The 22,200-nt window shown below is 69.7% G+C and carries 17 protein-coding genes; 5 read left to right on the top strand and 12 right to left on the bottom strand.

Going from position 1 to position 22,200, the window contains the following annotated elements:
• Nucleotides 1–16: 16 nt before the first annotated feature.
• The 5 genes from AC07AG_RS26115 to AC07AG_RS26095 form a co-directional block, all read right to left on the bottom strand.
• On the bottom strand, nt 17–1,780 hold the full coding sequence (locus AC07AG_RS26115; RefSeq protein WP_478758126.1) for a ThuA domain-containing protein: 1,764 nt from the start codon (nt 1,778–1,780) through the stop codon (nt 17–19).
• Between the two features lie 5 nt (nt 1,781–1,785).
• On the bottom strand, nt 1,786–4,242 hold the full coding sequence (locus AC07AG_RS26110) for a carbohydrate-binding protein (protein ID WP_478758124.1): 2,457 nt from the start codon (nt 4,240–4,242) through the stop codon (nt 1,786–1,788).
• A gap of 262 nt (nt 4,243–4,504) precedes the next feature.
• On the bottom strand, nt 4,505–4,693 hold the full coding sequence (locus AC07AG_RS26105; protein WP_478758123.1) for a hypothetical protein: 189 nt from the start codon (nt 4,691–4,693) through the stop codon (nt 4,505–4,507).
• Between the two features lie 189 nt (nt 4,694–4,882).
• Nucleotides 4,883–6,301 (bottom strand): beta-propeller fold lactonase family protein, encoded by a 1,419-nt coding sequence (locus AC07AG_RS26100; protein ID WP_478758122.1) that lies wholly within the window; start codon nt 6,299–6,301, stop codon nt 4,883–4,885.
• A 390-nt stretch (nt 6,302–6,691) separates the two neighbouring features.
• A complete protein-coding gene (locus tag AC07AG_RS26095) occupies nt 6,692–7,309 on the bottom strand; it encodes a TetR/AcrR family transcriptional regulator C-terminal domain-containing protein (RefSeq protein ID WP_478758120.1) in 618 nt (205 codons plus the stop codon).
• Between the two features lie 63 nt (nt 7,310–7,372).
• Between AC07AG_RS26095 and AC07AG_RS26090 the strand changes: the two genes are divergently transcribed.
• Nucleotides 7,373–8,866, top strand: a complete 1,494-nt coding sequence (locus AC07AG_RS26090; RefSeq protein WP_478758119.1) for an FAD-dependent monooxygenase — start codon at nt 7,373–7,375, stop codon at nt 8,864–8,866.
• Between the two features lie 122 nt (nt 8,867–8,988).
• Here the strand turns inward: AC07AG_RS26090 and AC07AG_RS26085 are convergent, their stop codons facing one another.
• Nucleotides 8,989–10,524 carry an alpha/beta fold hydrolase gene (locus AC07AG_RS26085; RefSeq protein WP_478758117.1) on the bottom strand — a complete coding sequence of 512 codons (1,536 nt, stop codon included), beginning with the start codon at nt 10,522–10,524 and terminating at the stop codon, nt 8,989–8,991.
• A 124-nt stretch (nt 10,525–10,648) separates the two neighbouring features.
• Complete coding sequence (fabG, locus tag AC07AG_RS26080; protein ID WP_478758115.1) at nt 10,649–11,353, bottom strand: 3-oxoacyl-ACP reductase FabG; 705 nt, start codon at nt 11,351–11,353, stop codon at nt 10,649–10,651.
• 67 nt (nt 11,354–11,420) lie between these two features.
• On the opposite strand from fabG, the gene AC07AG_RS26075 reads away from it, so the two are divergent.
• The gene (locus tag AC07AG_RS26075) at nt 11,421–11,663 is read left to right on the top strand and encodes a hypothetical protein (RefSeq protein WP_478758114.1); all 243 of its coding nucleotides are present in this window, start codon (nt 11,421–11,423) and stop codon (nt 11,661–11,663) included.
• Between the two features lie 418 nt (nt 11,664–12,081).
• On the opposite strand, the gene AC07AG_RS26070 is transcribed toward AC07AG_RS26075, so the two are convergent.
• Together AC07AG_RS26070 and AC07AG_RS26065 are read right to left on the bottom strand one after the other, a co-directional pair.
• A complete protein-coding gene (locus AC07AG_RS26070; protein WP_478758112.1) occupies nt 12,082–12,723 on the bottom strand; it encodes an MBL fold metallo-hydrolase in 642 nt (213 codons plus the stop codon).
• Nucleotides 12,612–12,998: an MBL fold metallo-hydrolase gene (locus AC07AG_RS26065; RefSeq protein WP_478758767.1), complete on the bottom strand. Its 387-nt coding sequence runs from the start codon at nt 12,996–12,998 to the stop codon at nt 12,612–12,614. Before AC07AG_RS26065 ends, AC07AG_RS26070 begins: the two co-directional genes overlap by 112 nt.
• A 307-nt stretch (nt 12,999–13,305) precedes the next feature.
• Between AC07AG_RS26065 and AC07AG_RS26060 the strand changes: the two genes are divergently transcribed.
• On the top strand, nt 13,306–13,944 hold the full coding sequence (locus AC07AG_RS26060) for an HAD family hydrolase (protein WP_478758110.1): 639 nt from the start codon (nt 13,306–13,308) through the stop codon (nt 13,942–13,944).
• Nucleotides 13,945–14,046: 102 nt separating this feature from the next.
• Here AC07AG_RS26060 and AC07AG_RS26055 read toward each other — a convergent pair whose 3' ends face one another.
• Genes AC07AG_RS26055 through AC07AG_RS26045 form a run of 3 tightly spaced genes read right to left on the bottom strand, consistent with a single transcriptional unit; the run spans nt 14,047 to nt 18,865 of the window.
• Nucleotides 14,047–15,474, bottom strand: coding sequence for an MFS transporter (locus AC07AG_RS26055; RefSeq protein ID WP_478758108.1), 1,428 nt, complete (start codon nt 15,472–15,474; stop codon nt 14,047–14,049).
• On the bottom strand, nt 15,471–17,495 hold the full coding sequence (locus AC07AG_RS26050) for a PEP/pyruvate-binding domain-containing protein (protein ID WP_478758106.1): 2,025 nt from the start codon (nt 17,493–17,495) through the stop codon (nt 15,471–15,473). The genes AC07AG_RS26055 and AC07AG_RS26050 overlap by 4 nt, the downstream gene beginning before the upstream one ends.
• Nucleotides 17,492–18,865, bottom strand: coding sequence for an ATP-grasp domain-containing protein (locus AC07AG_RS26045; RefSeq protein ID WP_478758105.1), 1,374 nt, complete (start codon nt 18,863–18,865; stop codon nt 17,492–17,494). The genes AC07AG_RS26050 and AC07AG_RS26045 overlap by 4 nt, the downstream gene beginning before the upstream one ends.
• Nucleotides 18,866–19,224: 359 nt before the next feature.
• Here AC07AG_RS26045 and AC07AG_RS26040 point away from each other — a divergent pair, with 359 nt between their 5' ends.
• Both AC07AG_RS26040 and AC07AG_RS26035 read left to right on the top strand, forming a co-directional pair.
• Nucleotides 19,225–20,538, top strand: a complete 1,314-nt coding sequence (locus tag AC07AG_RS26040) for a PAS domain S-box protein (protein ID WP_478758103.1) — start codon at nt 19,225–19,227, stop codon at nt 20,536–20,538.
• Nucleotides 20,539–20,676: 138 nt separating this feature from the next.
• Nucleotides 20,677–22,113, top strand: coding sequence for an FG-GAP repeat protein (locus tag AC07AG_RS26035; protein ID WP_478758102.1), 1,437 nt, complete (start codon nt 20,677–20,679; stop codon nt 22,111–22,113).
• The last annotated feature ends 87 nt before the right edge of the window (nt 22,114–22,200 follow it).

Raw genomic sequence — 22,200 nt, 5'->3', positions numbered from 1 at the left:
GGGCGTCCGCCTCTCGCTACCGTTGTGCGAAGCGGTCCACCCAGTACGCCGTCCGGTCCAGGTAGGCGGTCTCGGCCGCCTCACCCGTCTTTCCGTACGCTCCTTCGAAGGTCAGATAGCCGTGACCGGCCGGCGGTGAACTGTCGGCCGGCTCGATGGAACTCCCCTCGTGCCACTCGTTGAAGGACGTCACCGACACCCAGGCGGGCGAGCCGCCGATGGCCGGGTCCAGGGCGTTGTTCCACTGCTTGTCGTACGCCGCACCGTCGGCGCGGTCGAGAGTGGGAGTCGTGTTGCCGGGGACCGCCCGGTCGTCGATGTAGCCGGGAGCGACCGAAGGGGCCCAGATCAAGTCGTGGGCACGGGCGTAGTCGCCGGCCTGCTTCCAGCCGGGGGCGGTGGCGCCCGCGATCCCGTCGTACGTGTACATCCCCGAGAAGTGGGCGATCTTCGTGGTGTCGGTCGTCTGGGCGAGCACGATGCTGCTGTCCGTCACCGCGTCGAGCGCGGCCCAGTCGGTGATGCGCAGGCTCTCGAAGACGTAGAACGCGGGTCTGTCGCCGTGCTCTGCGGAACGGTAGAAGGCGGGATGGCCGCCGTAGGTGTCGTTGATGTACTGGATGTCGGACACCGTGGAGGCCGCGGTACGTCCCGAGTACGGCTCCAAGTGCCAGGCCACCTTGATGCCTTCCTCGGCCGCCGCATCCAGGACGCCCTTGGCGAGCCGGTCCTCGTAACCGCCACGGCCCCACCAGCTGTAGACGATGACCCCGGCGCCGGATTCCTTCACCCACTTCATGTGCTGGGCGACGGCACCCTCCATGTCCCCGGAGTCGTACGGGCCGAGCGCCGGGTAGTAATCGGCGCCGACGCCGTCGGGCGGGGTGTGACCGCCCTGGGGCCAGTGGCGCCAACTCCCGTTCACGGCAGGGTTTCCGTACCACGGGTAGTAGAAGAGGTGGACGTCCTGCGATCCCTCCGCCGTGCCGCCTCCCGTATCGGGCGCGCAGCCGCCGGGCGCCTGCCCCGCGGCGTAGCGGACCGCGCCGAGCAGCAGAGTGCGGAAGTCGGGGTCGGCGTACGACTCGGCGGTGTGGCCGAGGCCGGTGTAGAAGGAACGGCCCTGGCCCTGCGCGTGGCACCAGGTGATGGGGTGGTCGCCCGCCATCTCCCCGCCGCTGTACGTCGATTCGTCCAGGCTCTGCAGGACGTGGACGTCGGAGCGGGGGGTGGTGCGGTAGTTGTACCACTCGTCGGTGCGGGCCCAGGTGGCGCCGAGGTGAGAGGTCGCCGGGTGGGTGCGGTCCTCGTTGACCACGGTGGCCCGCTGAATGGCGGGGTGGCTCTTGAACCAGGCCCCGACGAGCTGCCCGTAGTACGGCCAGTCGTACTCGGTGTCGGCCGCCGCGTGCACCCCGACGTAGCCTCCGCCGGAGTCGACGTACGACTGCAGGGCATCCTGCTGGGCGCTGTTGAGGACATCGCCCGTGGTGCTGAGGAAGACGACGGCCTCGTACCCGGCGAGGTTGTCCGGGCTGAAGGCCGTGGCGTCCTCGGTGGCCGTGACGCTGAAGCCCTGTTCCTGGCCGAGGCTGCGCAGGGCGTCGATGCCCGCCGGGATCGAGTCGTGGCGAAAGCCCGCCGTCTTGGAGAAGACGAGGACGTCGTAGGCCGCGGCCCGCGCGGACCCGGTTGCGGTGATCGGCACCGTGAGGACGGCGGAAAGTGCGAGGGCGAGAACGGCGGGTGTGCGGCGCAGCCGCCTCAGCACTCTGCTCATGCTGCTCATGGTTGGCGCCCCTTCTGCGCGGCGGTGGCGAGGGTGAACGCGTCGACGTCGAAGAGATTCCCCTGGCCGCCCGGCCCCTTGAAGACGAGCACGAGGTCCGTGGTCCCCGGCGGCGCGCCGGACAGATTCGCCGTGACGTCCTGGTAGTTCTCCCAGCCGCCCGTCACGGGCACGGCCACCTCGCCGAGCCGCGTCCCGGTCGGCGAACCGGCGCGGATCTCGATCGTGCCCCCGGCGCCGCCCGAGGCGATGCGGGCGGTGAACGACTTCGCGTCGGCGAGTGCGTAGGGCTTGAAGGAGATCCAGTCGCCGTCGTCGGTGAAGCCGACGGTGTTGGCGCCTTCCGCGGCGCCGTGCCCGGCGATCTGGATGCCCGACTGGGCGGTGAAGTGCTCGGCCTGCCGGTGGCGCGGCTGCAAGGTCCGCAGGCTGTGCGCGGTCAGGCCGGCCTTGTCGGTGTACTCGGCGTCGAGGACTCCGTACAGATTGGCCGCGCTGTCGTGCTCGCCGTCGGCCGGCACCGCGATGCTGCCGCTGCAGCCGTTCTTGGACGTGATGGCGTGCGAGTGGCTGTCGTGCCCGAGGAGATAGGTGACCTTCACCTTCGCGCAGTCGATCGCGCCGTCCTCCGGATCGCTCACCGAGACCTCGAAGGGCACGGTGTCGCCGAAGGAGAACAGCTTTCCGTCAGGGGGCTGTCGGAGGGAGACCATGGGCGCGGTGTTGCCGGCGGTCACCACGAGGCTCGCGCTGCCGGTCAGGCCCTCGGGATCCTTGACGGTGAGCGTCGGGCGGTAGGTCCCCTTCGTGGTGTACGTGTGCGCAGGGCTGGCCTGGGTCGATGTGGATCCGTCGCCGAAGTCCCAGGAGTAGGTGAGGGATCGCCCCTCGGGGTCGGAGCTGCCCGCGGAGGAGAACTGCACGGTCAGCGGCACGGCGCCGGAGGTCTTGTCCGCGGCGGCCTTGGCGATCGGGCTGCGGTTGGTGCCGCCGAGGTACTCGATGCGGAACAGGGCCTGGTTGTTGCTCCCGGTGCCGTAGTCGAGGACGTACAGGGCGCCGTCCGGGCCGAAGTCGCTGTCCATGACCTGGGTGCCGGTCCACGGGAAGTCCTCGATGACGCCCCGGGATCCGTCGGACTTCACCTCGATCGACTTGATCCACTTGCGACCGTACTCGGTGGCGAGGAAGCGGCCGTCGAGGGACTGCGGGAACTTCACCGACGACTGCAGGTCGGGGTCGTAGCGGTAGACCTCGCCGCCCATGGGCGACTCGGAGCCGGTGCCCAGCTCGGGCGGCGACCCGTCCCAGCCGTACTTGATCCAACTGGCCCGCGCCGGAGGCAACGTGGACTGTCCGGTGTTGCGGAACGAATCGTTGGCAGGACCGCCCGCGCAGTCGTACTTGGCGCCGGACGGACCGCTGGGGAAGGTGTACGCGTTGTACGTCTCGGCGCCGGTGTTCGTGCCGGTGCAGTACGGCCAGCCGAAGTTGCCCGGGGCGGTGATGCGGTCGAACTCCACCTGGCCGCCGGGGCCCCGGTTCGCGTCGCCGCCGCCGGCATCGGGTCCGTAGTCGCCGAGGTAGACGACGCCGGTCTTCTTGTCGACGCTCATCCGGAACGGGTTGCGAAAGCCCATCGCATAGATCTCGGGCCGGGTGTTCGCGGTGCCGGGGGCGAAGAGATTGCCGGACGGGACGGTGTAGCCGCCGGCCGCGGTCGGCTTGATGCGCAGCACCTTGCCGCGCAGGTCGTTGGTGTTTCCGGAGGAGCGCTGGGCGTCGAACTGCGGGTTGCGGTCGGTCCGTTCGTCGATGGGCGCGTAGCCGGAGGAGTCGAACGGATTGGTGTCGTCGCCCGTGCTGAGATACAGGTTCCCGGCGGAGTCGAAGTCGATGTCACCGCCCACATGGCAGCACTGGCCGCGGTCGTTGGCCACTTCGAGTACGACCTTCTCGCTGGCCATGTCGAGAGTGTTGTCGGCCTTGAGCGTGAACCGGGAGAGATTCAGATGGCCCTTCCACCGCTCGAAGTCGGCGGCGGTTCCGGCGGTGGGCGCGTCACCGGCCGGGGTGTCGAGCTTGGGGGAGTAGTAGACGTACACCTGGCGGCTTGAGGCGAAGTCCGGGGCGGCGGATATGCCCTGCAGCCCTTCCTCGTCGTGGGTGTAGACGTCCAGTTTTCCGGCCTGGGTGGTGTTCCCGGCGGCGTCGGTGTATCTGACCGTGCCGTCGCGGGCGGTGTGCAGCACCGAACGGTCGGGCAGCACGGTGAGGGACATGGCCTCACCCAACTCGGCTGCTCCGGTGGCTAGTTGGACCTGCTGGTAGTCCGCGGCCGGAATGTCCTGGGCGTCTGCGCCCGCGGGGGCCGCAGTGGTGGCGGTGAGCCCGGAGAGCATGAGTGCGAGCGCGGTGAGCAGCTTGAGCCCTGGACGAGGGCGTGGGGGCATGAGGCATCCTCCTGACGCTTGGGGGTGTGTCAGGCAGGGCGCGCGCCGGCCGCGCTTGCTGCGGTGATCGAAAGCTGGTGAGCGCGTACTGAAGTACGGACTGACGTGCCGATGCATGCGTGAATTGCGCATTCGGCACAGGAAATTACGCAGAAGTGCGAGCGCTTTGCATCCTGACGACCCCTCACTTATTTGTCAAGGGCCTGTCAGAATGCGCGTCAGGGTCCTCCTCTGCCGGGCACCCGGCGAGGTCGAACGACGCTCAGCGCCGGCGCCCGCGTCCCCGTCCGCGTGCGGACCAGCCCGACCCGATGCCGCCCGAGTGCAGGGCGAGAAGGGCGAGGCCGACCAGCATGAGACTCGTCGGGCTGAAGACCGTCTCGGTCGACGTCTCGGTCGCGTGGATGATGAAGGCGATGACGAACAGCACGGCCGCGGCGAATGCCAGCATCTGTCTTCTCCTGCCGATGAACGGCGAGCCAGAGGCGATTCCGCTGGCCGCGCCGATCTTCGACGAGTGCCCCGATCACCACTGATCACCCCCGCGGGACGCGTGGTCGTCAAACCGCTGCCCTCCGCGGGTGTGTGGCTGGTGGAGGGCAGCGGTGGTCGGCGGCGCGGGATCACCGCATGTGCGGCATCAGGGGCAGGTGACGAGGATGACGGAGACAGCGGTGCAGGTGACGGCCGCGCTGTCGTTGGCGGGGTTGGTGTCGGTGGGCGCGGAGGCGGTGCGCTGTCCGGTGACCTTGACCTTGCCGAGGGTCAGCAGATGCAGCGGGACGCGGAAGGTCTTGTTCACGCTCGCGTTGTCGGCGATGGCTCCGTAGGTGCAGGTCACCGTGGAGGCGGCGACGGTGCATCCGGCGGAGAGGTTCGTGGCGGAGGCACCCGGCGGGAGCGCCGCGGTCAGGGTCGCGGAAGTGACGGCGTCGGGGCCGGTGTTGTGCGCGGTGAGGGTGTAACTCAGGTAAGGCACCAGGAGGCCCAGGTTCGGCTTGGCGGTGAGGTTCACGTCGATGTCCGCCTCCTGCGCCGATGACGGCGCGGGAATGAAGGCAATGCCGTAGGGGCTGTTGAACCCGCTGATCGTGGCAGTGACGGCGTTGGTCGCGGTGTCGATCACCGAGACCGTGTCGTCGGCTCGGTTGGTGGCATAGACGGCCGTGCCGGACGGGTTCACCTCGATCTTGGCCGGGCCGTTGCCGACCGGGACGGTCGCCGTCACTGTACTGGTCGCCGTGTCGATGACCTTCACGTCGTCGCTGCCGGTGCTGGTGACGTAGGCCAGAGCGCCGGAGGGACCGAACGCCACGCCGTTCGGTCCGGATCCGACCGGGACGGTGGCACTGACGGTGTTGGCCGCGGTGTCGATGACCGAGACGGTGGTCCCGTCGTTGTTGGTGACGTACGCACGGGTCCCGGACGGACTGACTGCCACAGCGGAGGGCCCGTCCCCGACCGGGACGGTGGCGCTGACGGTATTGGTCGCCGTGTTGATGACCGAGACCGTGTCGTCTCCGTTGTTCGTCACGTAGGCGGTGGTGCCCGACGGGTTCACCGCCGTCCCGTTCGGGGCGTTCCCGACCGGGACGGTGGCGCTGACGGTGTTGGCCGCGGTGTCGATGACCGAGACGGTGGAGTCGGAGAGGTTCGTGACATACGCGCGGGTCCCGGACGGGGTGAACGCCACGGTGAGGGGGTTGCTGCCGACGGGGATGGTCGCGGTGACCGCGTCGGTCCCGGTGTCGAACGCCGAGACGGTGCCGTCGTCGAAGTTGGTGACGTACGCCTGCGCGTCAGCCGGGTTGACCGCCACGCCGGTGGGATTGCTGCCGACGCTGATGCTGCCGGTGATGGTGTTGGTGCCCGTATCGAGCACCGAGACGGCGTCGCCCCCGAAGTTGGAGACATACGCTTTCGGGCCGGCATCGGCGTGAGCGGGCGTGGTGAGCGCCACCACACCCGTCAGCGCCAGGGCGCCGGCGGCAGCGAGCGAGGTCAGGCGCCGCCGCTGGTGGGAATGGGAGCGGCGGGGTCTGGAGAGTGCAGAAATCAAGGGACTTCCCCCTTCATCGGTTCCGCACCCTGACGGCAGATCCGAAGGACCCCGGGAACCGGCAGCGGTGCGGTAGCGCAAGCCCCACCGCCAGCGGTCCACTCAACCACCGAGCGCCGGGGCCCCGTACATCGCGCACCACCGCGGCAAGAACAGGGCCGCAACAGCCTTACCCCGCGCGAACACCGGCGGAGTCGGCGGTCGGCGAAGTCAGGAGAATCATCCCGCTCCCTCATCGACCTCGGAGCGGAACCTCACAGTCGTCCGCATTCGGTCAAAAGCTGACCGCTCGGCATCTTGACACCACGCTCGAAGGGTTCGGCACCTGCTGTGTCAGCGTCAGGTGGAGCCACTTGGGGAAGCCGTGCCGTTTCACACCCCTGTGCCGTTTCACACCCCCAGGATGCGGGAGAGTCCATAGTCGAAGCGCTCGTCGAAGGAGGTGTCCTCGAAGTATGCGGCGGCTCGGGACAGCGAGGGGTATTCGCCCGAGTCCAGCCGTCGTGCGAACGCCGGACCGATCGCGTCAGGAAGCGCCTGTTCCTCCTGAGCCAGCCCCAAGGCGAAGTAGACAAGGCTCCAGCCGGTCCAGACCGCCTCGCGTTCCGCAAGACCGCCGGCCAGCAGCGCCTCGGTCATCAGGTCGGCGAAACGGAGTGTGGCGGGTTCGGCGGCGTACGTACCGGCCACGATCCTGGCCCCGTCCCGGTGGGCAAGGAGGGCGCGGCGGTAGCGGTGGAGCAGTTCGCGGACCCGTGGTTCCCAGGGCTCGGGCAATCCGTCCACCGGCGCCTCGGCCACGATCGCGTCCGCCATCAACTCCGACAGTCGCGCCTTGGTCTTCGCATGCCAGAGCACTGTGTTCATCCGGACGCCGAGCCGGTCCGCGATGCCGCGGATCGAGAGCCCGTCCGCGCCTTTCTCCTCCAGTAGTTCCAGGGCCGTTCGCACCACCGTTGCGGGGTCGAGCCGAGTCCGGGCGAGATTCTCCGCTTGCTTCTTGGTCACCGACCTAGTCTACTGGGCGCATCCCGTCTTGGTCACTGACCAAGAAATTCTTGAGGAGCTGCCATGGAGCACGAGCACAAGCACAAGTACGAGCACGAGCGCAAGCACGTAGTCATCGCAGGAGGCGGCCCCACCGGGCTGTGGCTGGCCGCCGAACTGCGGCTGGGCGGGACATCCGTCACCGTCCTGGAAACTCGCCGCGAGCGGGATCCCCACTCCAAGGCCCTCACCATCCATCCGCGCACACTGGAGGCCCTGGCCAGCCGGGGCGTGCTGGAGCCCTTCCTCGCGGAGGGGCGGCGCATACCCAGCGGCCACTTCGGCGGGCTCGACGACCGGATGGATTTCGGAGTCCTCGACACCCCCTACCCCTTCACACTCGCGCTGCCGCAGGCCCGCACCGAGGAGCTGCTGGAGGAGCACGCGGATGCGGCCGGAGCCGACGTCCGGCGCGGGCATCAAGTGACCGGACTCGCCCAGGACGAAGCCGGGGTGAGCGTTGAGGCAACCGGCCCCGACGGCCCGTACACACTGCGCGCCGACTACATCGTCGGCTGCGACGGCACCCGAAGCACCGTGCGCCAGGCGGCGGGCATCGACTTCCCCGGCAACGACGCCACCACCTGGGGCTTCCTGGGCGACGTCGTCCTGGACAACCCGCCGCACGAACCGGTGCTTGCCATGTCGGGCCCGACCGGCGGCGTCATGGTCGTCCCGATGCCGGGCGACATCCACCGGATCGTCGGCGGCGACCCGGACAGTGCCGGTACCGGCTACCCCGGTGAACTCACCCTCGACGGGCTGCGCGCCAAGGTGACCCGGATCGCCGGCACCGACTTCGGCATGCGTGACCCGAGCTGGCTCTCCCGGTTCGGCAACGCCACCCGCCAGGCCGCCGAGTACCGCAGGGGCCGCGTCCTCCTCGCGGGCGACGCGGCGCACATGCACTACCCGGCCGGAGGAGTGGGCCTCAACGTCGGGATTCAGGACGCCATGAACCTCGGCTGGAAGCTGGCCGCCACAGTGGCAGGCACCGCCCCCGCCGGACTCCTGGACAGCTACCACGCCGAACGCCACCCGGTCGGCGCCGACCTGCTGCTCAGCACCCGCGCCCAGACGGCACTGATGAACGCCTACTCGGTGGAGGGCCAGGACCTGCGCGCACTCCTGAGCCAACTCATCGCCACCGTGCCCGAGTTCTCCCGAAGCCTGGCCGAACGACTGTCCGCACTGGCCGTCACCTACCCGGGCTCCGCACACCACCCCCTGACCGGTCACCGCGCACCCAACCTCGAACTCTCCGACAGCACAGACCTCTTCACACTGCTTCGGCCCGGCCGCCACGTTGTGCTGCACTTCACCGGCACCCCGGCGCCGCCCTCCACCCCTCACATCGTCACGCACACAGCACACCGGCCCGACCCACGCCCCGCCTGGTCCACCGTGCGTGCCGCGCTCATCCGCCCCGACGGCCATGTCGCCTGGGCGAGCGAACAGCCCGACGCCGAAGTTCTGCGGGCTGAGGCGCACGCGGCGATATCCGCGACTCACTCCTGACCAGGACGCGGTCGATGTCCACGGCCCTCGGCCCTCGTCCGTCGGCAGCCGACAGCCGGACTGTTCGCACCGGCCACCCCCTCCGACCTGCTTGTGCACTTCGGCCTTTGCGGTGCGAGGCACTAGGCCCGGCAGGACACGTCGCGCACGGGCAGTCGGCCGTCTGCCAGATAAGCGTTGACCTGCGCGTCCGCGCACGAGCTGCCGTACTCGCCGTAGATCCCGTGCTGTTTGGCGCCGGGCAGGGTCACCAGGCGAGAACGGGACCACCGTTCGCGCACCTGGCGCGCGCCGGCGTAGGTGGTGCGGGTGTCGCCCGTGGCGTTGACCAACAGGGCCGGAACGTCGTTGTCGACCACGGTCGGTGCCTCCGCCGGACCATTCCAGAATTCGCACGCCGTGAGGTTGTACGACAGCGGGGCGGCGAAGGGGTGCTTCTTGCGGCCGGCCTGGATGTCACGCCAGTAGCTCTCGGTTCCGCGCTCCGTCGCGACATCTCCGCACAGGATGGCGGCCTGCACGCTGCCCTGCTGAGAACCGGCCTTGGTGGTCATGGCCGCCAGAAGGTCGGACAACCCCGCCCCGGGCTCGACGTGTTGACCGTCGGCGGCGCGTGCGAGGGTTCGGGTCGCGGTGGCCAGCTCGGCCCGAGGCTTGTCCAGATCGCTGCCCAGGCCGCTGAAGTAGACGAGGGGAACGAAGTGTTCGTCGACCCGGAAGTCGCCGACCCGTAGGGGCTTTTCGGCCGCGGCCCGCAGGATGCCGCGCACGGTGGTCAGCACCGTTTCGGCGGTGCGGCCCAGGGCGTAGGTGTCGTGCCGGGCGGCGGTCCAGGCCGCCCAGGCGTGCAGTGCCCGTTCGTTGGCTTCCGTGGAGTCGGCGAGCAGCGTCTGGCTGTACCGGGCGGGGTCGATGACACCGTCCAGCACCATGCGGTCGGTGCGGCCGGGGAACAGCTCGGTGTAGACCTGACCGAGGTAGGTGCCGTACGAGTAGCCGAGGTAGGAGATCCGCTGTGCGCCCAGCGCGGCCCGGACGACGTCCATGTCCCGGGCGGTGTTGCGAGTGCTGACATGGGGCAGCACATCTCCGTTCGTTTCTCGGCACCGCTCGGCCAGGTCGCGCTGACGGGCGACCGAGTGCTTGAACCCGGCCCGCCCTTCACCGGCCGAGAAGACCGTGGACCCGATGTCCCAGCCGCAGTCCAGGGGAGTGGAGCGGCCGACGAAGCGCGGGTCCAGGCCGATGAGGTCGTACTTCTTCGCCACCTTTCCCATGGCCGCGCCGACCGTGAGCGGCATGTCGAGGCTCGGCCCGCCGGGGCCTCCGTTGTTGAGCAGGAGCGGGCCGACCCGGTGTGCCGGATCGGCGGCGCGTAGCCGGGAGATGGCGACGGTGAGGGTGCGGCCGCCGGGGTCGGTGTAGTCGAGCGGCACGGTGAGGTCGGCGCACTGGGCGCCCGCGGCGTCGAGCTTGTGTCCGGTGGCGTCGTCAGGTCCCAGGGTGCAGTCGTGCCAGTCGACGTCCTGGGCGAGGTACTGCCCGATCCCCGACGGCCCCGTGGCTGCATCCGCAGCGGTGACGGGTGACGTCCCCGCTGCCACGGCCAGCATCGCGACACCGACAACGGCCGCTTGCCCACTTCTGGTCATCTGCATCTACCGCACGCTAGGCGCGCCGTCGCCCGGTATCGCTGCGGCCACCCCCCGAGTCTTGCCTACGGGTAGCCCTACTGCGGGGAGCCTCGGCCACGGGACCCGGGAGTGACACCAAGGGGTGCGCTCAGTGCCCCATGCCTCCACCACCGTCCACGGGTACGACAGCTCCGGTGATGTAACTGGCATCGGGGGACACGAGAAAGGCGATGGTCGCGGCGATCTCCTCGGGGCGAGCCAGCCGGCCCAGGGGTATCTGCTGAATGAGGCTCTCCCGTTGCTCATCGGTGAGGCTCTCGATCATCTTCGTCTCGGTGAGACCAGGTGCGACGACATTGAAGGTGATGTTGCGGGAGCCGAGTTCGCGGGCCATCGAACGGGCGAAGCCCACAAGACCGGCCTTCGACGCGGCGTAGTTGGCCTGACCGCTCTCACCGCGCAGAGCGACCGCCGAGGAGACCAGCACGACGCGGCCGAACCTGGCCCGCAGCATTGCCTTGCTCGCTTGCTTCACCACGCGGAACACGCTGGTGAGATTCGTGTCGAGAACGGACGTGAAGTCGTCCTCGCTCATGCGCATGAGCAGTTGGTCCTTGGTGATGCCGGCGCTGCACACCAGTACCTCCACCGGACCGTGTTCGTTCTCCGCCTCTTTGAAGGCGGCCTGTACCTGGTCGGTGTCGGTGACATCGCACCGGATGGCGAACAGTCCCTCAGGGGGTTCACCGGTGCGGTAGGTGACGGCGACGCGGTCGCCTGCCGCGTGCAGGGCGCGGGCAGTTGCCAGGCCGATGCCGCGGTTGCCACCGGTGATCAGAACCGAACGGGACATGGAGGATCCCTTTCTGAAAGTGCTGCAGAGATGGTGAGTTGATGCAGGTCAAAGGATAGATCCGGGCATGCCGGAGCACGTCAACTGCCTGCTGATGGTCGCTGCCGAATCCAGCACGGCCCCCGTCAAGCGGCTTCGGACCGTGGGACTGCGCATCTGGCTGTGCGCGGCGAGAAGGCTGACGGCACCGGTCACGGTCGAGCTGGGGCCGGGCCGCGGTGATGTCACCGAGGCAGGCGAGGATGGCCCAGCCCGGAGGGTCTGCTTCGAGGAGCGGAGCACGCCACAAGGCCTGCGGCGCGAACAGTAGCCGAACCCGGGCAGACCTGCTCGGGCGGCGATGGAGGACAGCGCATGGGCACCGTCGCCGAGTTGCTGCAGCGCACGCAGCGCCGCGAGGGTGCGCGCCACGGAAACGCCACTGCCCTTCCGACGGCACGGCGGCAGTCGTCTGCAGCAACGCGTTAGTTCCCCCTCGCAGTTGAGGATCGCCGCGTCTCCCACCGCACGAGCAGATCCGAACGTCCATTGTCGCTAGCGCCCCATGGGCACTACCAGGACCAGCTTTTTCCTGTCCGCGAATTTCAGGAAAGTGCCCTTCCGGTATTTGGGTCGGGCGTGGGCGGCGCTCGGCGCAGGAGGGGGTGAACGGTGGGCACTCCGCTCTTTCGCCAACTACAGCCCTTGCGGCCACGCTTGAGCCTGGACAAGGATGCTGGGGTATGCCGTCAGGCGACGGGGAGACCCGGTTCGGTGCGACGGTTGAAGGCCCACCGGGCGGCTCCATGCGCCAGCTCCATGACGCTGTGACCCAGGATCTCGCCCCGAAGGTGGCGGTACTCCATCGCGATCACAATCATGAGGCGCTCGGGAAGGCCGAGCTGAGGGTAGAAGCCGCGCCGGTAGATGTCATCCATGGCTTCTTCAACAGTCAGGCCGTCTTCGAAGCGCAGTCGGATCTCGCGCTGCGCGGCGCGCAGATAGTCGATGTGCTCGCTCACGTCACCGGGACCCTTGAGCCCTCCATGACCAGGGACGATGATGCTGGGTGACAGACCCAGGATCGTTTCGTTGGCGTCGATGACGTTCTGTATCGGACCCGACCAATGCGGAGGGTGGTCGTCGGGGAAGAAGACGTCGCCCGCGCAGACGACATCGCCGACACGGACGATCAGATCACCCGTGTGATGCGCTGGCCCGACCTCGAAGAGCTCGACCTCCAACTCCCCGACCGTGAAGGCGTGGTGGCCGCTGAACGTCACCGTGGCGACAGGCTCGCGGGCTGAGAGAAAGTCGAACACGCCGAAGTGACGGCGGAAATACCAGCCCAGAGGATCCTCGGGCGACGTCTCGTGCAGCAGGCGGTGCATGTCCTAGGAGTCGGCTCCTCATGCTGATGCTCGGAACCTGACTGCGTGGAGATGACGCTCGCGTCGGGGAACCTGTGATTGCCCCAACTATGGTCGCCGTTGGCGTGCGTGTTGACCACCGTCGACACCTGGCGCCCGCCCAGGACCGGACGGGCCGCCTGGATCATGGCGTCCGTGAGCGGCCCGTCATAAGGGGTGTCGATGAGCGCGGCCTCGTCGCCGGAAATGATCCACAGGCAGTTCGCGTATCCCCAACCGCCGCTGCGGTAAGGCATCCACACATGCAGGCCGGAAGTGTTCGGGATCGGAACGAGCTGACTAGGGAGGTCCATTCAGACATTGTCGCGGACGACGCCCGTCACATCCTGTGGCCTGGAACATCTCAGGCGCTTGGGGGCTGCTGAGTCGCCGGATCGGCGGTGACCCGAGTGCCACGTGGTGTTCACGGGTAGAGCGGGGTAGACCGGCGAAGCGATGAGAGAACTTCCGGACAGACAGCCGCCGCATGATTGCGGCGGCTATCTGTCATGAACTGGACATGCGCGCATCCTCGTGGTGCGCCAGGAGAAGGGCGACGACGCCATGAACAGATCCGCCTTCAAGGGCTCGGCCCGGACGAGCATCACGCTCGGTGCCGCCCTGGCGTCGACCATGCTGTGCGCCACGGCGAGTGTGGCCGTGCCCGGGGACGCGAGCGGCGTCACGGTGACGGCCGCGGTCGCGGGGGTGAGCGCCGAACGTGCCTGCCCGGTCGTGTACTTCGACCTGGGCGAGACCCTTGTGCACACCGCCGAGGACGGCGGCACCAGCTATCAGGCCGGCGCGGCCTCCTATCTGCGAGCCCTGCGCGAACGCCACATCAGAATCGGCCTGATCACCAACGTCCCGTCCTCCTGGGGCACGACCGACGCCGAGCGTGCCGCGAGGCTGAAGAAGGAGGTCGACGCCACGTGGCAGGGCTCCGAGCCCTTCGCCTGGAAGGACTTCGGCGACCGGATCTTCACTCCCCGAACGGAAGCGGAACGTAAACCGGCTCCCGCCCTCTGGCAGCGCGCGAAGGCCGACTCGGGTCACTGCAGGGTCGTCTACCAGGCGGAGACGACCGAGGAGGTCAAGGCCGCGGCGTCGCTCGGCTACGTGGCGTACCAGGTCGCCCGGCCCCACCGGCCCGCGTTCCTCCCGGTCCGGCTGATCGAGTTCCTCGGCGATCGTTCCCGCTGACCGGAGTTGGCGAACATGGGGCCCGCTGACGTGCGTACCTTTCGCGGGTGCGTACGTCAGCGGGGCGGGCGGCGGCCCTCTCTCCGCGGCTGCGGCTGCGTGTCAGCCCCGCGGCCCGCGGCGTCCACCTTCGGTCAGCCGGTCCGTGTCGCCCGCGTCGTGCCTGTCCGCGTCCGTCCTGTCCGGACCCTCGGCCCCGGCTCCGGCCGGAAGACCCTCGGACCCGGCCGGGAGCGCTCCTGGCGCCGCAACCAGCGGGCCCCGCTTCACCATCCCGCTGCGCAGGACCAGTTGGAAGGCTCCCAGCAGCACCGCCGTCGCGAGCGCGCTGTGCCACAGCAGGGCGTCCAGGTGTCCGGCGGAGAGATAGGCACCCGCGGCGACCGCGGCCAGTGCGCACACCGCACGGTCCACGATGCTCTCGACCGAGAGGAGCGTGGCGCGCGGGGCGTGCGCGGGCACCGCGTCGTTCACCAGCTTGCGCTGAACCGGGTACGCGAAACCGGTCGCGGCGGCGAACAGGCAGAGCAGCGCGACCACGGCCCAGGGCCCGCCGAGCGTCATGGCCGCCAGGGTACCCGCGAGCGCGAGGCTGAGGACGGAGACCCAGGCGACCGGAGTGAGGCGACGGCTCAGCCACTGGGGGCGGGCCGAGGCCACCGCCTCCGCCACCGTCATCGCGGCAAGGACTCCGCCGTGCGAGGCCTCCGCGATGCCGTGGTCCAGCAGGATCGGCTGGAAGAGATTGACCTGGCAGATCCGGGACAGCGTGAAGACCGCGACGCCCTGCACCATCACCAGGGCCAGCCACCGTGAGGATGCGACGCAGCGCAGCGCGGAGCCCGCGTCCCGCAGGAAGTCGCCGCCTCTGCGCCCTCCGCTCGTCCGCTCGTCCGCTTTGCCCGTGCCGCCGTCCGCTCCGGCGAGCCGGGGCAGCGCGACGGCGCAGGCGAGGGAGCCCGCAGCGCTGGCGGCACTGAGGACGTACGGAGCCGCGTGGGCGACGGCCATCAGGGGCCCGATCAGCGGCCAGCACACGACCTTGGCCGCCAGCCCCAGGGCCCGAGCGGTGCCCTCCGCCTTCAGATAGTGCTCGCCGCATTTCTCGGCCTGCAGCCCGTCGTACAGATAGGCACTTGCCGCACCCGAGGTGAGCGAACGGCCCGCGGCGATGGCGAGGAAGTGGACGAGGAAGCCGGTGTACGAGGCGCTGACCACCGGGGCCAGGTTGGCAGCCGTCATGACCACCGCCCCGGCCCGCAGGCAGTTGCGGGTGCCGATCCGGTCGGCGATCAGCCCGGTCGGGATCTCGAACAGGCAGAAGGCGACGTAGTAGATGCTCTGGATGCCGAAGATCTGCCCGTCCGAGAGACCGGCCGCCTTTTGGTAGGCGTAGAACACCGGCATCCACCACAGCAAGTTGAACAGCAGCTGGAAGCCGTAGTTGAGCCGGATGACCCGGCGGGCGGTGTCCGTCAGGCCATGACTCCCTTCTTTGCCGGGGCGCGGACGCCCACCTCGCGCGCTCACAGCGCGTACGGGCGGATCTGGACCAGACGGAAGTCGCCCCGCTCGGTCATCAGCCACTCGATGTCCAGCGGCTTGTCCACCTCTGAACCACCGACGCGCGACCCGCTGAAATGGGACTGCAGGAGCCGCCCGGTCAGGGACAGGTCGGCGAGCCGGGCGCGGGTCACGGCGGACAGCGCCTCGCCCCAGGAGCCCAGGGCGACGGTGCGGCCGCCGCCCTCCACCGTGTTGTACAGGTACTGCTGGGGCAGGACCGTGCCGTCGACCACCTGCTCCGGGGAGCCGGGGGAGCAGTTGAGGTAGACGTTGCGGAAGTCCTCGCGGCGGGTCGGGTTGCAGGTGACCAGGACACCGCCCAGTGAGGCGGGCACGTACTCCTGGACGATCACACCCATGTAGGTGTCGTCCAGGGAGATGCCGACCTGGTGGCGCAGTCGCACACTGCGGGGCGACACCAGAGAGGCCCACACCTGGCGTACGGCTTCCAGGAGTTCGCCGGTGCCGTGCACGGTGGTGACGGAGTCGTAGACGCCCGCCGCGGAGAAGCCCGGAAGGTCCTCCGCGTTGGACGAGGAGCGCACCACCAGTCGCCGGCGCGAGGCCGCGGCGGCGGGGAGGGCCTGGCAGATCTGCCGGGTGACGGACTCGGGGACGGGCGTGTGCCGGATCAGGTGCTGGAGTTGCAGGCAGAGGGAGTCCAGCACGTCGGTGGCGTCGAGTTCGAGCGCCATCTTGAGTTTGCCGATGCCCTGCTGGAGGGCGGGGGAGGAGGCGAGGAAGTGCTGCTGGAGCGCGAAGGGGAGCGCGACGCCTTCCGGAGCGCCGACCGTTGCGGCGACGAAGTCGGCTGCACCGGCGCGCAGTTCGGCCGAGGACGGTGCGTGCAGGCCGAGCCGCGCCGCGAGGTGCCCGTAGAGGTCCTCGCGCGGCGGGCGGGGCCGGCCGTAGAACGCGGTCAGGTCGGCCGTACGGCTGTCGAGTACGTGGTGCAGCTCGCCGAGGTTGGCCGCCTTGGTGCCGTACCGGTCCCGGTCGGTGCTGCGCAGCCGGTGCAGGGCCAGTACGGGGGCGTCCTCGAGCAGGGGCGGTTCGAGGCGAATGCGTTGCTGGTGCCAGGCCGGAGCCCGCAGGGCCGGCTCGTGGTCCAGCCGTTCCAGGGAGATCTCGTCCTCACGCACCCGGTAGCGCACCCACGCGCCGTCCAGTTGGTCCTTCTCGACGAGCTGTTCCAGGTCGCGCACGATCGCGTTGGGTATGCCCCAGCCGGAGGCGAGGACGTTGGTGTGCGAAAGCGGGGTGATCGGCTCGGTGTTGAGGAATCCGGCGACCCGGGGCACGTCGTCGGGCAGGCACGGCATGGCCACGATGTCCGCCCAGCCGAGCCCGGCCTCCGCCGCCGTGTACTCCTCATGCGTACGGAAGCACCGCAACCGCCCGGTGGCCTCGCCGGGATTCAGCGGCGTCCGCGTCCGGGAGCCGAAGAGCTCGTGGCTCAGGATGCGTGGCACGAGCAGTTCGCTGATCGCCGCGAGCTCCTCCTCCTGGCCGTGGTTGGCGGGCTTGAGGAGTACGGGCAGCCTGCCGTCGACGCGTGACCGCACGAACTCGTAGAAGAACAGGAGCAGTTCACCGTGCATGGTGTCGGCCTCGGTCGTCTCCAGGACGAGGAAGGTGCGTTCGCGGCCCTCTGCGTCCTGCTCGGTGTGCAGGGACAGCACACCGAGGAGGAAACGGCGACCGGGGTCCATGTAGACGGAGGCGTTGAACGTGTCCAGGTCCGCGTCCAGCGCGGCGAGTTCCATGCCCAGTACGTGGGTGGCGATGTAGTTGACGTGGAAGGGGTGCGCGGCCGTGTCGAGCAGGTGCCAGTTGTTCTCGACGCGGTCGACGACGACCTTGAGGTACGGATGACCGGCCAGAACACCCGAGAGGGTGCGGAAGAGCGGAAGGGAGAGGTTCTCGCCGACGACCGTGCGGTCCGTGGCAGGCTCGGCGGAGCCGGCGCACAGCTGGGCGGTCATCGGGAGACCTCCTCGAGCTGCGCGGTGGGCAGGACCCGGGGCAGGGCGTCCACCAGGGTCTCGAAGTCGCGGAGCACCGTCCGCGCGTCGGTGGCGGACAGCAGGCACAGGGCCGCCATGGTGTTGGCGCCCGCGGCCGGATCGTAGACCGGCACGACGGTGCCGTCGGCGAGTGAACTTTCCGCGACCACCGACAACTCACTGCCCTGTCCGAGCGGCACGTCCGCCGCTACCGCCGAGAAGTCCCAGACCTTGCGGTCCTGCCAGGCTTCGCCCGTGCCGTCGACCGCGAGGACGACGAGGGAGCCCGCCGCACCGTGCGCCTGCGCGGGCGTCAGCGCGTGCTCGGGCCACTCGACCGGGCGGCCGAGGAGATGGTCGACGAGCATGCCGATCAGGTCGAGCCCGAACACCTCCTCGACCTGCGGCACCGTCATCGCGCCGCCGAACCGGGCGGCCGTCTCGATCAGCCACATGCTGCCGTCCGCACCGAGCTTGATCTCGGTGTGGATTCCGCAGTCGCGCAGGCCGAGGGCGTCGACGGACTCCCGGGCGAGGGCCACGATCCGGTCCTGGGCGTCCTGGGACAGCAGGGCGGGAGTGATGCCCGCACGCTCGGTGAACGGCTCGACCGTGGGCATCCGGCCGCTGAGGCAGACCGGACGGAACACGCCGTCCGCCACGACTCCCTCCACACTGACGTAGTCGCCCCAGCCGGACTCGTCGAACCAGTCCGAAGCGGTACCGGTCACGATCTCTTCGACCACGAAGTCCGCGTCGGCCTCGGCGACATGAAGCTCCGCGTACCCCAACAGAGCCGATTCGGCCATCACTTCACGCGATCGATGCCAGGCAGCGGACACCTCGTGCGGGGAGCGGATGATCTGGTGCGCGGTGGACCCCGCGCTCCAGGCCGCCTTGAGGAGCAGCGGGAAGGGCAGGTGAGCGGCCGCCTCGTGCAGGTCCGCCTCCGTGGCGACCGGCCGGAACTCGGGCTGCGGCAGGCCTTGTTCGTGCCAGGTGCGCCGCATCAGGCGTTTGTCACGGGCGAGCGCGGCGGCGCTGCCCGCCCCCGTCAGGCCGAGCGCCCCGCACGCCTCGGCGACGGCCACGACCGCGTACTCGGAGAAGGTGAACACCGCGTCCGCGCCCACGGCCCTGGCCTGCGAGACGATCAGGGACACCAGGTCGGAGCGCTGTGCCTCGGTGGGTGTCACCACCGAGGCGCACAGTGTCCGGGCGGCGTCTGCCGCCGTGGGAGGAAGAGCGCTGAGCGTCAGAAGATGCACTTCCGCCCTCGCGGCCGCCCGGGACAGGACGTGACCGAGCGGCGGACCACCCTTGGCGTGCACTAACAGCACCTTGCTCATTGAAGTTCGTCTCCATACATCCGGTTGGTACGTGTCGTGGTGCCGTACGGATCGGTGACGCGCGTAGAACACGAGGGATCACCGGGCGTACGTTGCAGGGCGTGTTCACCCGCACACTCAAGGGGACCAGCCGGCAGGCACCCGCGGACGCCACCGGGGGTGCCTGCGACTCAGGCAAATGCCTGAGTCGCAGGCCGTGTTGGGCCACCTCATGCTCCGCGAGGGATCGCAGGCCGCCCGCGACACCGCGCGGGCAGCCGCCACTTCGGCCGAGAACCGAGCATGCGCGAGACCGGGACGGGATACGCCTCGCGTGATGACTGTGCGTCAACTGGCTGTATACGGACGGAGAGACCCCTGTGGACGATTCCAGACTCAAGGCACTTCTCGATCACCTTCCCGTCTTCTGGCGGGAGGTCGACGAGCCGTGGCAGGCGCTGGAGAGCGGAGGCGGCGCCTTCGCCGACACCGGCACTGACACCGGCACCGACACGGCGCAGCGCTTCCTGGAGCGGATGCAGCAAGAACGCCCGGCCCCCGGGCACCCGCCCGAGGAGGGCCGCTGGCAGGCCCGTTTCGACGGCCGCACCATCGACGTGAGCCGGCCCCAGGACGAGAACCGCGCCCGCAGCCGCCCGCGTGGCCTCGCGGTGGAGGCCGAGGCCCACCCCGAAGTCCCGCGCCGGTACGCGGCTTTCGCCGACCTCATCGACCGCGCCCCGGCCGCCGCCTTCATCCGGGACCGGGACGGACGCTACCTGTGGGCCAACCATGCCTACGCGCACCTCTACGGCACCACGGCGGAGGAACTCACCGGCAAGTGCATCGAGGACTTCGACGCCCCCGCCGAGGCCGTCCGGTTCCGCGCCCTCGACCAGGAGATCCTCAACCGGGGCACGCAGGTGCGCCACACCCTCGGCTACCGCCGCCCGGACGGCAGCGCCGGTCAGGCGGTCGGCCACCGCTTTCCCGTACGGGAGAACACACAGACCTGCGTCGCCGGAATCTACGTGGACATCACGGACCACCTCCGTGCCATGGTCCAACGGCAGGAGGCGGAGGAGAACCTCCAGGCGCTGCGCGACCACAGCGGCCTGCCCTGCGCACTGCTCTCGGCCGACGGACGCGTGATCGAGGCGAGCGCGGCGGCCGCCGACCTGCTCCACCTCGGCCTGCCCGACCTGGTGGGCCGCCGCGCGGGCACCCTGCTCGCCCCCACCCCTGACCTCGACCGGCTGCACCGCAGATGGAACGGTCTGATAGCGCGCCGCACCAGACGGGTGGAGACATCCGCCGTGCTCGTCGACAGCCGGGGGCGACACCGCCGCGCGCAGCTGCACCTGACGACGGTCGGCCATTCCGCTGCCCGTGCCCGGCACGTCTGGGCCGTCATCACCCACCAGAGCCTCGCCCACGAGGCCCATCCGGCGCTCACCGCCGCGCAGGTCCGCATCCTGTCCCTCCTGGCGGAGGGCAGCAGCAACAGCGACATCGCCACCTCGCTGAAGCTGTCCCGGCAGACGGTCGACTACCACCTCAGCCGCCTGCGGCAAGCCCTGGGCGCCGCCACCCGCCCCGCCCTGGTCGCCCGCGCCTACGTCCTGGGCATCCTCGCCCCCCGAGCCTGGCCCCCGCGCTCCGCCACGGCGGCCCACCCGCTCAGCACCGTCTGACCGTCGGGCCACCCGCATCGGACAACGAAAGTGCGTTCACCGGGCAGCCACCTTCGCACAACCCTTCGTACGCCTCACGAGTCACATCCCCGGAAGCCCTTCCCTCTCATTTCCCCCTTCTAGCACCGGAGTTCCACCGTGCGTGTACGTACCCTGACCGCCACCGCTGCCGTAGTGGCACTCACCGCCGCCGGTCTGACCCTGCCGCTCGCCGGGAGCGCCGCGGCTGCCACGACCCCGCGGTTCGACTTCAACGGCGACGGATACGAGGACATCGCGGTCGGCATGCCCAACGCCACGGTGGACGGCAAGGCCAAGGCCGGCTACGTCAGCGTGATCTACGGCGGCCCGCAGAGCCCGAGCCAGTCCACCGGCGTCATCAGCCAGGCCGAGGCCGGCATACCCGGCACCCCCGAGGCGGGCGACCGCTTCGGCTCCTCCGTGGCCCCCGTCGACGTGAACGGCGACGGCGTCTACGAGCTCGTCGTCGGCGCGAGCGGCGAGTCACTCACCGCCGAGCAATTCCAGGACGAGGGCACCATCACCGTCCTGGACGGCTCGGGGTGGAACGTCAAGGGCACCACCGTGGCCAGGGGTTCGGGCGAGTTCAGCAAGATCGGCGGCACCATCGCCACGGGCGACTACGACGGCGACGGCGACACCGACCTCGCGTACGGCGAGAGCGGCGAGGAGCGCGGCTCGCTCCGGTTCCGTCCGGGCCCGCTGACCGCCGACCCGGTGACCCCCACCACTGTGCGCCAGTACGGCATGGGCGGCGCCACCACCGACCTGGCCACCGGCGACTTCGACGGCGACGGCCGGGACGACCTCGCCGCCACCTGGAAGGGCATGGAGGACTCCAGCACCTTCATCACGCGCTGGGACGACCAGGCCAAGCCCGCCCAGTGGTACGCCGACGCCGACCGCGGCAGCTCGCTGGCCGCCGCCGACTTCGACCGGGACGGAACGGACGACCTCGCGGTCGGCCTCGTACAGCCCAACCCCGAGTCGGAGACCACGAATTGCAGCGACCGGCTCGGTGGTGCCGTGCTCCTTCTCAAGGGCTCCAAGACCGCGGACTTCGGCACCGAGAGCGAGTGCTTCACCCAGTCGACCCCGGAGGTCGGCGGCACCGCCGAGGAGGGCGACGACTTCGGCGCCGCGCTGTCCGCGGGCGACCAGACCGGCGACGGCCGTCCGGAGCTCGTGGTCGGCGTGCCGGGAGAGGACGTGGGCACGGTGAAGGACGCGGGCGGATACGTCACCATGAACGGCACCGAGCACGGCCTCCGTGGCGGTCTGGCCCGCAGCCAGAGCACCCCGAACATGCCCGGCACGGCCGAGGCCGGCGACCGCTTCGGCGCCCAGGTGGCCGTCGGCGACTACAACCGCGACGGGCTGCCGGACAGCGCGGTGAGCGCGCCCGGGGAGAACGACGGTGAGCCCAGGTCGGGCGGCGTCTGGTTCGCGCCGAGCAGCACCGAGGAGACGTACCCGCTGGGCAAGTCGCTGACCCCGTTCGGCTTCGCGCTGCCCAACGGGGCCATCAAGTACGGCGAAGTGCTGGGGTTCTAGGCGTCCGTCCGCCCTTCCGCACGTGATCCGCGTGATCCGCGTGACCCGCACGTGAACTGACCTTCCCACCCTGCGATATGGAGTACC

It is taken from the genome of Streptomyces sp. NPDC044044, from assembly GCF_056434405.1.
This window is presented reverse-complemented; position numbering and strand designations above follow the sequence as displayed.

Excerpts from the sequence above, each read along its gene's own strand:
- AC07AG_RS26050 (WP_478758106.1), bottom strand. The coding sequence starts at position 17,495 with ATGACCGCCCAGCTGTGCGCCGGCTCCGCCGAGCCTGCCACGGACCGC.
- AC07AG_RS26045 (WP_478758105.1), bottom strand. The coding sequence starts at position 18,865 with ATGAGCAAGGTGCTGTTAGTGCACGCCAAGGGTGGTCCGCCGCTCGGT.
- AC07AG_RS26065 (WP_478758767.1), bottom strand. The coding sequence starts at position 12,998 with ATGCCTTACCGCAGCGGCGGTTGGGGATACGCGAACTGCCTGTGGATC.
- AC07AG_RS26070 (WP_478758112.1), bottom strand. The coding sequence starts at position 12,723 with ATGCACCGCCTGCTGCACGAGACGTCGCCCGAGGATCCTCTGGGCTGG.
- AC07AG_RS26110 (WP_478758124.1), bottom strand. The coding sequence starts at position 4,242 with ATGCCCCCACGCCCTCGTCCAGGGCTCAAGCTGCTCACCGCGCTCGCA.
- AC07AG_RS26090 (WP_478758119.1), top strand. The coding sequence starts at position 7,373 with ATGGAGCACGAGCACAAGCACAAGTACGAGCACGAGCGCAAGCACGTA.
- fabG (WP_478758115.1), bottom strand. The coding sequence starts at position 11,353 with ATGTCCCGTTCGGTTCTGATCACCGGTGGCAACCGCGGCATCGGCCTG.
- AC07AG_RS26115 (WP_478758126.1), bottom strand. The coding sequence starts at position 1,780 with ATGAGCAGAGTGCTGAGGCGGCTGCGCCGCACACCCGCCGTTCTCGCC.
- AC07AG_RS26085 (WP_478758117.1), bottom strand. The coding sequence starts at position 10,524 with ATGCAGATGACCAGAAGTGGGCAAGCGGCCGTTGTCGGTGTCGCGATG.
- AC07AG_RS26105 (WP_478758123.1), bottom strand. The coding sequence starts at position 4,693 with ATGCTGGCATTCGCCGCGGCCGTGCTGTTCGTCATCGCCTTCATCATC.
- AC07AG_RS26060 (WP_478758110.1), top strand. The coding sequence starts at position 13,306 with ATGAACAGATCCGCCTTCAAGGGCTCGGCCCGGACGAGCATCACGCTC.
- AC07AG_RS26075 (WP_478758114.1), top strand. The coding sequence starts at position 11,421 with ATGCCGGAGCACGTCAACTGCCTGCTGATGGTCGCTGCCGAATCCAGC.